The organism is Peribacillus sp. TE19612, from assembly GCF_056279465.1.
This window is the reverse complement of the sequence record NZ_JBWCCL010000003.1, coordinates 347444-360944: the sequence shown is the minus strand read 5'-3', so window position 1 is coordinate 360944 and position 13501 is coordinate 347444. Positions and strand designations below refer to the sequence as shown.

Below are 13501 nucleotides of genomic sequence, written 5' to 3'. Positions count from 1 at the left end.
TTTTGTTGTCCTCGATTTATCATATGTAATGGATTAATATCCGGGTAGGCGTACACCCATTTTTCAAAAAAATCTTATTCATGCACCAATATAATATTTTTTGTAAAGTAACCAGAATATGTTATAGTTAATTTTGTGGAAATACGAAAAAATAGCAAACCAGAAACTTATAACTAGGAGTTGTTTTTATGAAGAAGTGGGCATTATCGATTGCTGTTACTGCAGGGCTGATCGGACTTACAGCATGCAACAGCGACAAGGAAGCAGTCGTGGAAACTAAAGCGGGGGATATAACCAAAGAAGAATTTTATAATGTAATGAAAGACCGTTATGGTGAAACCGTTCTTCAAGAACTTGTTTATGAAAAAGTTCTTTCTGAAAAATATACAGTAACGGATAAAGAAGTTAAAGCTAAAACGGACGAACTTAAAGCGCAAATGGGTGAAAATTTCGAAACGGCCCTGGCCTCTTCCGGATATAAGAGCGAAGCTGATCTTAAACGTGCACTTAAAATCGGCATGCTTCAAGAAAAAGCAGCCGTTGCCGATATAAAAGTTAAAGAAGCTGATGTAAAAAAAGCTTATGAAGACTATAAACCACAAATCAAAGCGAGACATATTCTCGTGGAAGACGAAAAAACCGCCAATGAAGTTAAAGCTAAATTGGACAAAGGTGAAGACTTTGCCAAACTTGCCAAAGAGTATTCAACGGACACAGGCACAGCTGAAAAAGGCGGGGAGCTAGGCTGGTTCGGACAAGGTGAAATGGTTCCTGCATTTGAAGAGCAAGCTTACAAAATGAAGAAAGATGAAATCAGCAAGCCGATTAAATCCGATTATGGCTACCACATCATCCAACTTCTTGATACAAAAGAAAAAGAATCATACGAAGATATGAAAAAAGATCTTGAATATGATTTGAAAGTCGCTCAAATTGACCAAACTAAAGTTCAGGACATTCTGAATTCTGAAGTCAAAAAAGCGGACGTGAAGATTAAAGACAAAGATCTAAAAGATGCCATCACTTCTGGTGATGCAGCCAACGCTGAAAAATAATTGAATAGTAAAAAGCGACAGGACTTTACCTGTCGCTTTTTTTTCATCATTCGGGCTATGCTCCCTGATTTATATCCTTTTTACGCCTCTCACGCTCTTCTTCCATGCGTTCAATGTATTTCTGACCTTCCTTTTCAATCCAAGCATCATCTATGAGGCGTTCCTGCCTAGCTGTCCAAATTGACATGACTGCACTGACAATTATTCCAATAAACACGAACCAGATCCAAATTGGCATGTCCATTCCCTCCCAAAAAATCTACTATTCATTTACTAGAGAATATGCACGAACCAAAAAAATATGCTTCTTTCTCCATCGAGAAAGAAGCATATTTCATTAAAATGTCGGTTTATAGAATGAACGATTATCGAGCGCGAAGACTCTTTCCGTAAATTCACCCGGCTTCACTTTTTCCAAGGCGCGGTCCATCATATTTATCTTGGCATCCATATTATCAATATAATGCAGCACTTCCGCTTCCCTAACCATTGGCGGCTTGGGACTGCCCCACTCAGCTTTACCATGGTGGCTTAATATCAAGTGCTTGAGAATCATGATTTCTTCCGCTTCAATGCCCAATTCCTCTGCAGCTTTACCGACTTCATTCACCATGATGGTGATATGTCCCAACAAGTTCCCTTCCACTGTATAAACAGTCGAAACAGGTCCAGATAACTCATGCACCTTTCCAAGGTCATGCAGAATGACCCCTGCATACAAAAGATCCTTATTGAGGGAAGGATATAGGGTTGAAATGGCCTTAGCCAGCCCAAGCATCGATACAACGTGATAGGCCAGCCCCGACATATACTCATGATGGTTCTTGGTGGCAGCAGGGAACGTCAGGAATTCATTCTGATATTTTTTAATGAGATGCCTAGTCACCCTTTGGATATTCGGATTCCTCATTTCAAAAATGTATTGAGTGATGGTTTCCATCATTTCTTCCTGACTTAAAGGCGCCGTTTGAATTAAATCGGCTTTCGTGACCCCATCAGTATCTGAAGTAATTCTAATATTACGGATTTTCAATTGGCTGCGTCCTCGATAATTCTGGACTTCCCCTTGGACTTTCACTGTTGCTTCCGCACTGTATGTTTTCTCATCAGCCTCGGAAACATCCCATAGCTTTGCCTCTATCTCCCCGGTTTTATCGCACAAAATCAATGTTAAAAACGGCTTTCCATTACTTGCCACCGCTTTTGTACTCGTTTTAATGTACATATATATATCTACTACTTCACCAATTCCGTAGTGTATGATCCCATTTCCCATGCGACTGCCTCCGTTCAATTAAATATCAACATTATAACATACCAATCTCGTTAGTGCGTTTAGTTTTCGTTAATAAGTGATAGACATTGGACAGGAAAAGCTAAAGCTTTGCCGTCTCTTATCACTCCACAAGAAAGCCAGGCTTGACCCCAAGCCTGGCTCTCCAATCAAATCTATTTCAACAGTTTTTGTTCGGACAATACGCGCACTTCTCCTGGCCATCAATTCGGTAATATAAACAGCATGTCACCCGTTTATAAGGGTTCATGGACTCCGGAACACTTTTTTCCCCAATGAATCGTTTAAAGGGGGAACGCGTTTCAATATTCAGCCATACTTCATCTTCAAGAAGCATTTCAATGTCCTTTTCAACTCGCGTCTTTATATCAGTTTGCTTCAATAACTCACTATACATCCATACCGTATAGCTCCAAATATTTTCCCAAAGTACTAGTTTCGATATTTTAGCAGTTCCGGAAAAGAAGCGAATGGCATCAGCACCAAAGCTGTTCAATATGGAATGGAGGGCAGAAGGGCTTTCCTTTTCCGTGACATTGCTCCAACTGTTGGTTTTCAGCAAAAAATTCGGGAGCCAATGCTCATCTTCCGGATCATCCAAAACACCAAAGTCCTGAAGTGTGCCTTCCCAGATAAGCCGATGTTTACTTAACATGTACAATTGTGCCGTGACAAAAAAAGCATAGCGTCTGAACCACATTGAAATGGCTATCCTTGACGTTTCCGCCCCAGTCCGGGCTTGTGCATACTGAATAAGCTCATCAGCATGATTGAAGGTCTTGGAAACTTTGGCTTCATCTCGAAAGGATATCCGGTATCCCTGAAGTTCTTTTTCAATGGATGGTGTAAGGTTATGCATTGGCCAGCGCTTTTATCTGAGTTTGTGCGTAGCGCCCTTTACCAAACGGGACGCACATAGGACTGCCAAAAATTGGATCGAAGAATATTTGACATTCCATGCTGAATACATGCTGTACCAATTCAGGCGTGATGATATCCTCTGGCCGTCCTTGAGCATGTATCGCCCCATTTTTAAGTGCCACCAGATTATCCGCATAACGGCAAGCTAAATTCAAATCATGAAGCACCATCACGATCGTTCGGTTCTCAAACTCATTCAAGTCGAACAATAAGTCCAAAATCTCGATTTGATGGGTCATATCAAGATATGTAGTCGGTTCATCCAACAATATGACATCCGTATCCTGAGCAAGCGTCATGGCTATCCATGCCCGTTGCTTCTGCCCTCCCGATAATTCATCGACTGCCTGATCCTTTAAATCGGTCAGATTCGTTGCTTCAATCGCCTTTTGAACTTTTTCTTCATCCACGGAACTCCACTGTTTCAACCAACTTTGATAAGGATATCTTCCTTGTTTAACTAGTTGATAGACGGTAAGCCCTTCAGGAGCAACCGGGGATTGCGGAAGAATCGCCATCTTTCTCGCTACATCCTTCGATGACATGGTTGAAATCGCTTTGCCTTCGAGCATGACCGAGCCGGATTGAGGTTTTAACAATCGGGCTACAGACCTTAGAAGTGTTGATTTTCCACATCCATTAGCACCGATGAATACGGTGATCTCCCCTTTGGGTATTTCTATATTCATATCATTTATTATTAATTTATCACCATAACCGAGCGATAAAGACTGAGTGTTAATAGCTGGTCGCATTAAAATACTCCCCTTTTAGTCTAATAATACCAGTTTAATGAAAATGATTCTCACTGTCAATCTTAAAAAGGAATATAATCCAAAAACTCCATGTCCCGTTCCTCTTAAATGATTCATTAAAGTGATTGCTCCTTTAAAGATATGAAGCTTCCTTTGGAAACATTAATCTAAAAAAAAAGCACATTATACTTTCATTCATCACTGCCTGCAGCTTCCGAACGATAGTCATTCTCCCCCTCTGCGAATTACTATCGGAATTTCCAAACTCCATTTAGCGGAAAATAAAAAAAGCCCTCCATATGGAGAGCCTGTTAACCGACAAGCAGGCGATTTGTACAATGTTCCAAGGATTCATCCCTAATGAAGGTAAATAAATCCTGATCGATAAAAGGAATTAATCCTTCTGCAATATTCCATGCATTGACCTCTATTTGATAAAGGATTTCTGATTTTCCTGTACGATGCAGCTCCTCACTAAGCACAGCAAGATCGGGGTCTAATGCGTGCCCCATCTCATGTGTGAGAATCACCCATGTATATTCCTCAAGCCTTGCAAGCGAGCCTAGGGAGCGTTCACACTGAATTTCAATATCTCTCTCATATAAAGTGATGCTATGACCTATGGCAGAATATTTTCCCCCAACACATCGTTTACCAGGAAACTCCTTTTCGATGATTAACTCCAAAGAAGAATCATGGCGGCTTACAAACTCATTCCTATTCAATGACTTCACTCTCTTTATCTATAGTTTAAGACCCATTATATTTCGGGGATGATCAAATCATTCATATTTTGGCGCAATACGGGACTGGATAGACGAATCACTTGATTTTCACTAAAGTACTCCATTATATATCGGTGGCATGTAAAAAATAAGATTTGCCGCTTTTCCGAAACTTTTTTCAATAACTCAAGCATCCGTTTTGTCCTCTCCGCATCAAAATTGACGAAACTATCATCAATGATGAGAGGGAATGAATCATTTTCAAAAGTATGATCAGCAAGTGCGAGCCTTAAGGAAACATAAATTTGCTCAGCTGTCCCGCGGCTGACCTCTTCAACCCTGAAACTCAAACCATCACTGCGCTGTACCAGAATCCCTTCTCCCGACTGATCAAGGATGATTTTCCGGTAGCTTCCATTCGTTAAAAAGGAAAAATGCCGCTCGGCATCAGCGATTACCTTCGGCAGGCGCTCCCTTTTATATCGGTCCAATGTTTTATTCAATAAGCTTTTGGCTATTGCCAATTTCGCCCATTCCTTCGCCTCTTCGTTAAAAGCAGCTTTTTCTTCATGCAAACGATGAAGTAAATCATCATAAATCCCTGAAACTTCAAGCTGTTTTATCTTATGCTTCGTATCCGCCCGCTTCTCTAATGAAAGGGATTTCGCCTTTACGGAATCCTTCCGTTTCTGTTCTAAATTCTCAAATGTATAAGTATTGGTCCCCTGTTTTAAATAAGATTGGATTTGATCAGGCAGCATTCTGGATTGCCCAATTTGAATAGTAATCAAATCAAGCTGCTTTTGTAAGGTGATTTTCTTTTCGGACAATGCAGCGACATGCCTGAATTCTTCCTCGTCCTTGACCTTCGCTAACTTAAAAAGCATTTCCATTTCTGCATCAAGATAGCCATTTTCCATCGTCAGCTGCTCGATTTCGTTCGTCAAACGGCTTCTTTCCTGCATCCATTGGGTTAACTGAACGGAGAATTCAACCGCTTTATTCAACTCCCGTTTCAATTGGCCAATCGCTTCCCTCCATGTGGATGGTTCAAAATCAAGGCTATTTGCAAAATGAAATAAAGCCTTTGATTTACCCTCAAATTCTGCCCGGAGAAAATCATGCCTCTTGATTGTTTCATATTTCCTATCAACGCCTTCCTTCCATTTCTCAAGAAGTTCAAATACAGATTCAAGATTGATTTCCATTCCGGGATAAGACAGACCCCAACCGCTTAAGATGTTCCTCAATTCTTTATCCAACCGGTCCCTGCTAGCTTCCCAATCGGCATACTCCTGAATCGTCGATTCAAACGCTTCCTCCCTTTCTTCATATTTGAAACTTTCACTTTCAAAGCGCCTTTGGAGACGTTGGTCCAGTTCAAGCAGCCGCCCCATCGACTCTCCTTCACTCCCTTTATTGGTTTCACTCCCAATTGCAGCCCTTTTCCTTTTCATCTCATCCAATTGCCTGATATACCCGGACGATATATCATCACCTTTAAAGAGATACCTGGAAACCGCAAACAGAACAGCTACGGCTAGAAGTATCACACCCAACAAAATCTGTTCACTGAAATAACTTCCGATCGCACCTAAACATAGTAGCACTATTAAACAGCCATTCATGATATGTGAACGTTTGCGATTATCCGCTTCCTTCTTCCTCTGTAATCCCAATTGCTTTTCAAGTTCAAGTATTTGTTCATCAAGAATAAGGGATTGTGCTGCTTCAAATTCGATGTTATTCTGCTTGTTGTATAAGGACTCCAGCTCGATTCTTTTTTCATCTGGCAGTAACTGGGCCTTTATCTCCTTCAAGCGGGCTTCTGTCGTTTCCAGACTTCCCTTTTGCAGTTCATATTTCTCATCGAGCTGTTTTTTATCATTTTGGAGCTGATGCTTTTCCCTTTCGGCCCTTTTCACCTTTTCCTTCATGAATGTACTGATATCCAGTTTTCTTATTTCCTCATCAGAAACATCCAAGAATAATTCCTGCTTCACCTTTTCGATATTCTTTTCTTCCAACAGCCTTTCGTGTTCCGCTTTTCTAATATCCAGCTCGAGCTTCTCCAACAATGTTCCTTGATCGATTGCATGTTCAATTTGCTCTTTATGCTCCTTGATGAAAGGATTGATTTCTATTTCCGTGAGTTTCCCCTCAAGTTTGTCCATTTTCTCAGTCAATGCCGCAAGTTGGGCTTTCATGGGGATTCCAACTGCCTGTAGCTGTTCAAGTCTTTTTAAGCCATCAACAGGAAAACTTACATCCGGAATTTTACTTATTTCAGCCTCTAGTTCCCCCTGTTCTTCAACCAAGGGTTTAATTCGCAAAAAAGCACTTACGTTAACAAGATTTTCTTCAATCTCTTGAATGCCTTCCGTGACTTTAGAGAGCTCCTCCTTAAGTTTTGCTTTTTCCTGAAGTAATGCCGTATATGACTGCTGTTCTTCTTCTGATGCTTTCACCTTTTTCTGCAATTCCTTAAGTTCTTTCAATTTCACATTCAGCAATGGTTTTTGGCCTGATGGCTTGAACCTTGAATCGAGCTCTTTTTGCAATTTCGTTTCGGCTTCAAGAAGTTTATCATTCCCGATCAGCCCGGCTGAAAGCAGATATTTACTCATCGTACCTTCACTTAGTGTATGTAATCCCTGCAGGCCTTGAAGGTCGAAAGAAAAAATGGCTTGGTAATAGTTTTTATCAACGCCATGAAGAATCTCATTCAATTCTTCCTCGCCGCCGACCCTTCCATCCTCGAAGGTCAATTTGACATCACCAGTAGCTTTTCCCTTCACACGTTCAATAACGATTTCCCCGTCTTTTTTTGTTATGAGGCTGAGCCTTCCCCCATATTTGGCATGCATTTTGGGCTCGTAACGCGGTTCGATTTGAACCTTTGTCGGAAAACCAAACAGCATACTATGAATGAAAGACATGAGGGTTGACTTGCCCGATTCATTTTCCCCAAAGAAAATCTGCAGCTGTCCCAATTCAGGAAAACGCTGATTTTCCAGTTTGCCGTAACCATAAACATGGAGGTCTTTAATAATCAAATCCGTTCCTCCTCCCTACACTCATTTATTCGCTTCAAAAATGTGCAAAAGCCATCTTTCCGCATCATCCAACAGTTCCCTATGCTCATCCGGCTCTATTGAATCAAGAAACCTTCTTGCTCCAGGATGAATGTATAGCGGGGCAAGAGCAGCCTCCGTATCATCAAATTCAGAAGCAAGCCTGGATACCTCAGCCAGAAATGGCGATATACTTTCATTTGACCTATTCATAGGAATGGACTGGATGAGTTTGATTTTATACACCCAGACAAATGATTCCCCTTGGTCCCCTTCCTGCAAAATCCGGGTCAATTCTTCAAGATATTCCCCGGAAGCTCCTGCTGCATCACCTGCATCCAGCTTCAACTCCAAAAGAAAGCTTCTCCCATCGAAACCCTTCCGTTCAATTACTTCCTTGCATTGCTTGAACAGGGCATCAAATCCACCTTCTGCGGATCGTTCAATTGTTTCGCTTTCCCATATCACCTCAGAGGTTTCAATAAAAGAATGGCGCGTCATGTCCCCCTCGAATTCTATAAGCATGCACCCTTTAACGCCTGACTCCTTTCTGTTCCTGCCTTGAATATTTCCTGGGTATATCACAAGCGGATCTTCCGAAACAACCTGATGTTTATGAATATGGCCTAATGCCCAGTAATCGAAATCTTTGGCAGCAAGTTCCTTCAATGAAAAAGGGGCGTACGGGCTATGTTCGGAATTGCCTTCCAAATTCCCATGAAGCAAACCTATATGATAATCGGCCCCTTCAGCTTTTATGTAGGTTTCGATCATTCTCTCCCTTACTTGACGGCGTGGATAACTGAATCCATAAAGATGGACAGTCGTCCCATCAATTTTTTCAAACCGTTTCACTTCGGTTTGCCCTGAAAATACGTGTACATTATCCGGCAGCTCCACAGTAATCCATGAGCCGCTGAGGTGATCATGGTTACCATGAATGATAAAGGCAGGGATTTGATGCTGCTGGAGCTTTTCCATTTCGGTCCGAAAGCGGACCTGTGTCCGGAGACTCCGATTTTCCCCATCAAATAGATCCCCCGATAACACGATAAAGTCAACCTGACGGGAAATTGCTTCATTAATGATAGTTTGAAAAGCTTTAAACGGGCTTTCCCTTAATTCCTTTAATATAGATGACGGCATATCCTTCAACCCTGAAAAGGGACTATCCAGATGGAGATCCGCCGCATGAATGAATTTCACACTGCTCAAAAGTATCACCTCGATTTCTTTCAACATTTCAATTTTAACATGAACAGAACATACTTTCCCATACATTATTTTTATTACGTCATCATGCAGTATGGGCAAATTCAACAGGAAAAAGACCGAATGGCGAACATTGTTTCATTCACGGCATTCGGTCTTTTTCATCAATTAAAGATATCCATACTTAAATAGCGTTCACCATTATCCGGTGCAATGCATAATACTCGTTTTCCACTTCCAAGACGACGGGCTTCCTGCAGGGCAGTCCAGACAGAGGCACCTCCTGAAGGCCCAATCAATATCCCTTCCTTCGAAGCCATATCCTTCATGGTGGAAATCGCATCTTCATCAGCCGCTTGAACGATTTCATCAAATACCTCTGTATTTAAGATGGCAGGGATAAAACCAGGGCTCGTACCCACTAACTTGTGGGGACCAGGCTTTCCTCCCGAAAGGACTGGGGAACCCTTAGGCTCGACAACGACAACCCTTAAATCCGGCAGATGTTCTTTCAAGGCTTCACCTGTACCGGTTATCGTTCCTCCCGTTCCAGCAGTAGCGACAAACACATCCAGGTCTCCATCCATCTGATCCAGAATCTCGACTGCTGTCGTCACTCTGTGAATATCAGGATTGGCTTGGTTTTCGAATTGCTGCGGAATAAAGCTATTAGGAATCTCTGCTGCGAGCTCCTCGGCTTTACGAATGGCTCCCGGCATCCGCTCTGATGCAGGGGTGAGGACAACTTCCGCTCCGTATGCCTTCAAGATATTGATTCTTTCTTTCGACATATTATCCGGCATGACCATAATCGCCCGATATCCCTTAGCCGCGGCATTCATGGCAAGCCCAATACCTGTATTCCCTGATGTTGGTTCTATGATCGTAGCCCCGGCTTGAATGATACCATCCAATTCTGCCTGCCTTATTAAGTTGAAGGCAGCCCGATCTTTTACACTGCGGCTCGGATTAAAATACTCAAGTTTCACGAATACCTCAGCGTCACCCTCCGCTGTTAAATGATTAATCCTAACAACAGGTGTATCCCCTATCAATTCAGTGATATTATTAACGATTTTTACCGTCATTCAAAAAAACCCCCTTCGATCCATACACTTCCAACATGCACTTTTACTCAAGTTCATTATATCATTTATGATTTTTCATTTTAAAGAGAGAATTCCTCTAGTATAAATAGGTTTTGTTTTCATTCTTTCCAAGCTTAAAGGAAAAAACGATGAAGTTAGTTCGATATAGTTACTTTTTCAAGATATTCAGCTATGTATCAATATTCCTTGTCTTAATAGATTCACTCACATAACAATAGTCAAAATTGACAGATAATGATAAAATTTTTATAACAGTTGATAACATTTTTGATAAGGGAGTTTTTGAAAATGAGCAGAATATACAAATTAACCGTTTTTGAACCGTCAGGGGAAAAACTATTGGATGAATCATTTACAGCCGAGAATGATGAACAAGCAAAAGAATTGGGACAAAATCTATTAAAGGAAAAAAACTATCAAGATCAAACACATCGCTGTACATCGCCTTCAGGCGCTTTATTGCTTTTTCATCGCTGATTGAAAATGGAAGCGCAATCACTAAGAATATGATCGAGTTTTCCATACTTTCCTTATATAAAAAAAGGCCGTCACTGGAAAGTGACGGCCTTTCTTATTCATTTTCCAATGAAGTTCGGTTTCCTTTTTTCCACGAACGCTTTTATTCCCTCTTGGTGGTCCGCTGTTTGGCGCATTTTCATCTGAGCAGCTTTTTCAATCTCAAGCATCTTAATTAATAGTGGGCGATTTTTTTCACTAAGGATCTTTTTCGTTTTAATCATGGCCTGCACCGGGCTTTGCAGCCAAGATTGCACTTTTTTCTCTACCGCATGTTCCAAGGTTCCGTCTGCCACTTCATGAATGAGGCCCTTTTCTTTTGCTTCAAGCGCTGTAAGCACTTTACCTTCCCAGATCAATTCTTTCGCACCCACTTCACCAAGACGGCGTTCAAGGAAGAAGTGTCCGCCGCCATCAGGGATTAATCCAATCCCGATGAAATTCATCGCAACCTTACTTTCCGAATCGGCAATAAGGTGATCCGTTGCAAGAGCTATACTCAACCCTAGCCCTGCAGCTGCACCATGAATGGCACTGATGGTCAATTTAGGCATGAAGTATAGGGTGGTCACCAATTCACTGATTCCATCCATCAGCTCATCGAAAGCGTTTTCTTTTCCAGGCGAGAGCATCATCTTAATGTCACCACCAGCGGAAAACGCTTTCCCATTCCCTTTTAAAATGACGACGTCCACTTCATCATTCTCGCTTACTTCCTTAAGGGCATTAATGAAATCATGCAGCATTTTCGGATTTAGAGAGTTCATTGCCTCTGGACGGTTCATTGCAACAGTGGCCGTCCTGTCCGAATATGTGACTAAAACAGTGCCTGCAGGTGATGTCGATTCAATACTCAATTTATTTCCTCCTCTTTCGTTCTATGAATCTATTATATATTCATCAACCATTATGAGAATAGGGTGAAAAGTTATAATTAAACAAATATGCCATTATTTATTGATATATTTATCCTGAAGCTGATCACGCAATGCCCTTTTCAAAAACTTCCCAACGCCGGTTTTCGGGATTTCATCCAAAAAGACCACTTCATCCGGCAGCCACCATTTTGCAAACTGCGGTTTTAAAAATTCGATGATGTCTTCCTGGGACACTTGCCCCTTGTATGCCTCCTTCAGGACAACACAGGCGATCGGCCGTTCCTGCCACTTTTCGTGAGGCACTGCAATTACCGCCGCCTCAAAGATTCCTTCATGGGCCATTAAGGCATTCTCTATATCAACGGAAGAAATCCATTCACCGCCGCTTTTAATCAAATCTTTAGTCCGGTCGACGATTTTCACGAATCCTTCTTCATCAATCGTGACAACATCCCCTGTATAAAGCCAGCCATCTTTAAACGTATCCCCTGACCGCTCATCCTTAAAATACTCATTGGCAATCCAAGGACCCCTAATCAGCAATTCTCCCATTTCTTTCCCATCAGGCTTCACTTCGCCATCCTGACCGATCACTTTAATTTCTATCATTGGCGAAACAAGGCCCTGCTTGGCCTTCAACTCATAAAGTTCTTCTTCAGGGAGGTCTTCCTGATAGCTTTTGGGTTTCGATACAAATACGAGCGGGCTTGTTTCAGTCATTCCATATGCATGCAGGAATGGTATCCCATACTTTTGTTCAAAGGTTTTAATCATGCTTTTCGGAGCAGCCGACCCTCCGCATAAAACGGCACGAATGCTGCTCGTATCATGGCTGCCTTCTTCCAGCTCCTTCAATAAGCCCAGCCATATCGTCGGAACCCCTGCTGCGATAGTAACCTTCTCCGTCTCTATAAGCTCCGCCAAAATCTTTGGGGTGAAATAGGGTCCTGGCAAAACCATCTTCGTTCCAAACCAAACACTGGCAAAAGGCATGCCCCAGGCATTCACGTGAAACATCGGCACGACAGGAAGGGCCACATCACGCTCGCTTATTGCTGTAGAATCGGCAAGCCCCAGTGCAATCGCATGCAGTAAAATTCCGCGATGCGAATAAACCACACCTTTGGGGTTCCCGGTCGTGGCGGACGTATAACATATGCCGGCAGGTGCATTTTCATCCAAGGTTTGGATGAATGGCTGTTTCGGATTTCCTTCGGCTAATAATTTTTCATAATGATAAATAGGTGAAAGGGTCGTTTCAGGCAGCTCATCTTTATCCGTCATAATGATATACCCTTCCACTGTCGTTAACTCATCTTTAATTGCTTCCAAAAGGGGGATGACATCCGGATCTATCAATAATAATCGATCCTCCGCACTATTGACGATATAAGAAACATGTTGAGGGGACAAACGCATATTGATTGTATGTAAGACAGCACCATGACAAGGAATCGCAAAATAAGCTTCTAAATGCCGATGATGGTTCCAGGCAAGCGTTCCAATACGGTCACCTGTTTGTATACCGAATTTTTCAAGATTACTGGTCAGCCTTCTTGTACGCTCAGCAATCTCAGCATATGTAAATGTGTGAATGCCACCATCCGTACGCGAAACTACCTCTTTCTTCGGAAAATATTTTTCAGCTCTCTCAATGATTTGAGTCATGATCAATGGAGTATCCATCATTACAATCTCCCCCTTATATTAAAAGCATGCTCATTATATATTCGACCAGAAAAAAAATAATCCTTTTTCCCTAGGAACCTTTTATGATTATTTTGAATCTGGCTTCATATTGATGATATTTTCAAATCAGTTTACGACAAAAAACGGATTCAGAAAGGGAACGGATTTCTGAAATCAACTGGAATGTAATTTAAGAAAAAACGTAGGCTCATTCCCAAAAAATTTTAGATTAGGTTATTCTTCACTTTTTTTTCTGTAATCCTTAATGGATGC

Annotated in this window: 12 protein-coding genes; 2 read left to right on the top strand and 10 right to left on the bottom strand. The window is 41.7% G+C overall.

The annotated features are described in order from the left end of the window. Positions 1–188 precede the first annotated feature (188 nt). The gene (locus tag ACZ9AO_RS07665) at positions 189–1055 is read left to right on the top strand and encodes a peptidylprolyl isomerase (RefSeq protein WP_048677963.1); all 867 of its coding nucleotides are present in this window, start codon (positions 189–191) and stop codon (positions 1053–1055) included. A 55-nt stretch (positions 1056–1110) separates the two neighbouring features. Here ACZ9AO_RS07665 and ACZ9AO_RS07660 read toward each other — a convergent pair whose 3' ends face one another. From ACZ9AO_RS07660 to cysK, 8 genes are all read right to left on the bottom strand, one after another. Beyond that, positions 1111–1293, bottom strand: a complete 183-nt coding sequence (locus ACZ9AO_RS07660; RefSeq protein WP_053344914.1) for a sporulation YhaL family protein — start codon at positions 1291–1293, stop codon at positions 1111–1113. 99 nt (positions 1294–1392) lie between these two features. Further along, on the bottom strand, positions 1393–2331 hold the full coding sequence (gene yhaM, locus ACZ9AO_RS07655; protein ID WP_048677961.1) for a 3'-5' exoribonuclease YhaM: 939 nt from the start codon (positions 2329–2331) through the stop codon (positions 1393–1395). A gap of 178 nt (positions 2332–2509) precedes the next feature. Further along, positions 2510–3208, bottom strand: coding sequence for a (2Fe-2S)-binding protein (locus ACZ9AO_RS07650; protein ID WP_251538599.1), 699 nt, complete (start codon positions 3206–3208; stop codon positions 2510–2512). Continuing rightward, complete coding sequence (locus ACZ9AO_RS07645) at positions 3201–4025, bottom strand: ABC transporter ATP-binding protein (RefSeq protein WP_476108797.1); 825 nt, start codon at positions 4023–4025, stop codon at positions 3201–3203. The genes ACZ9AO_RS07650 and ACZ9AO_RS07645 overlap by 8 nt, the downstream gene beginning before the upstream one ends. 311 nt (positions 4026–4336) lie before the next feature. Then, positions 4337–4750, bottom strand: coding sequence for a hypothetical protein (locus ACZ9AO_RS07640; RefSeq protein ID WP_318291125.1), 414 nt, complete (start codon positions 4748–4750; stop codon positions 4337–4339). A 35-nt stretch (positions 4751–4785) separates the two neighbouring features. After that, positions 4786–7806 carry an ATP-binding protein gene (locus ACZ9AO_RS07635; protein ID WP_476108796.1) on the bottom strand — a complete coding sequence of 1007 codons (3021 nt, stop codon included), beginning with the start codon at positions 7804–7806 and terminating at the stop codon, positions 4786–4788. Positions 7807–7827: 21 nt separating this feature from the next. Continuing rightward, positions 7828–9030, bottom strand: coding sequence for a metallophosphoesterase family protein (locus tag ACZ9AO_RS07630; protein WP_476108835.1), 1203 nt, complete (start codon positions 9028–9030; stop codon positions 7828–7830). 170 nt (positions 9031–9200) lie between these two features. Then, the gene (cysK, locus tag ACZ9AO_RS07625) at positions 9201–10124 is read right to left on the bottom strand and encodes a cysteine synthase A (RefSeq protein ID WP_048677955.1); all 924 of its coding nucleotides are present in this window, start codon (positions 10122–10124) and stop codon (positions 9201–9203) included. Between the two features lie 309 nt (positions 10125–10433). Here cysK and ACZ9AO_RS07620 point away from each other — a divergent pair, with 309 nt between their 5' ends. Further along, the gene (locus tag ACZ9AO_RS07620; protein WP_048677954.1) at positions 10434–10622 is read left to right on the top strand and encodes a YhzD family protein; all 189 of its coding nucleotides are present in this window, start codon (positions 10434–10436) and stop codon (positions 10620–10622) included. Positions 10623–10720: 98 nt separating this feature from the next. Here ACZ9AO_RS07620 and ACZ9AO_RS07615 read toward each other — a convergent pair whose 3' ends face one another. Together ACZ9AO_RS07615 and ACZ9AO_RS07610 are read right to left on the bottom strand one after the other, a co-directional pair. Continuing rightward, a complete protein-coding gene (locus tag ACZ9AO_RS07615) occupies positions 10721–11518 on the bottom strand; it encodes an enoyl-CoA hydratase (RefSeq protein WP_034314728.1) in 798 nt (265 codons plus the stop codon). Between the two features lie 93 nt (positions 11519–11611). Continuing rightward, positions 11612–13228 carry a long-chain fatty acid--CoA ligase gene (locus ACZ9AO_RS07610; protein WP_251538593.1) on the bottom strand — a complete coding sequence of 539 codons (1617 nt, stop codon included), beginning with the start codon at positions 13226–13228 and terminating at the stop codon, positions 11612–11614. Positions 13229–13501: the final 273 nt, after the last annotated feature.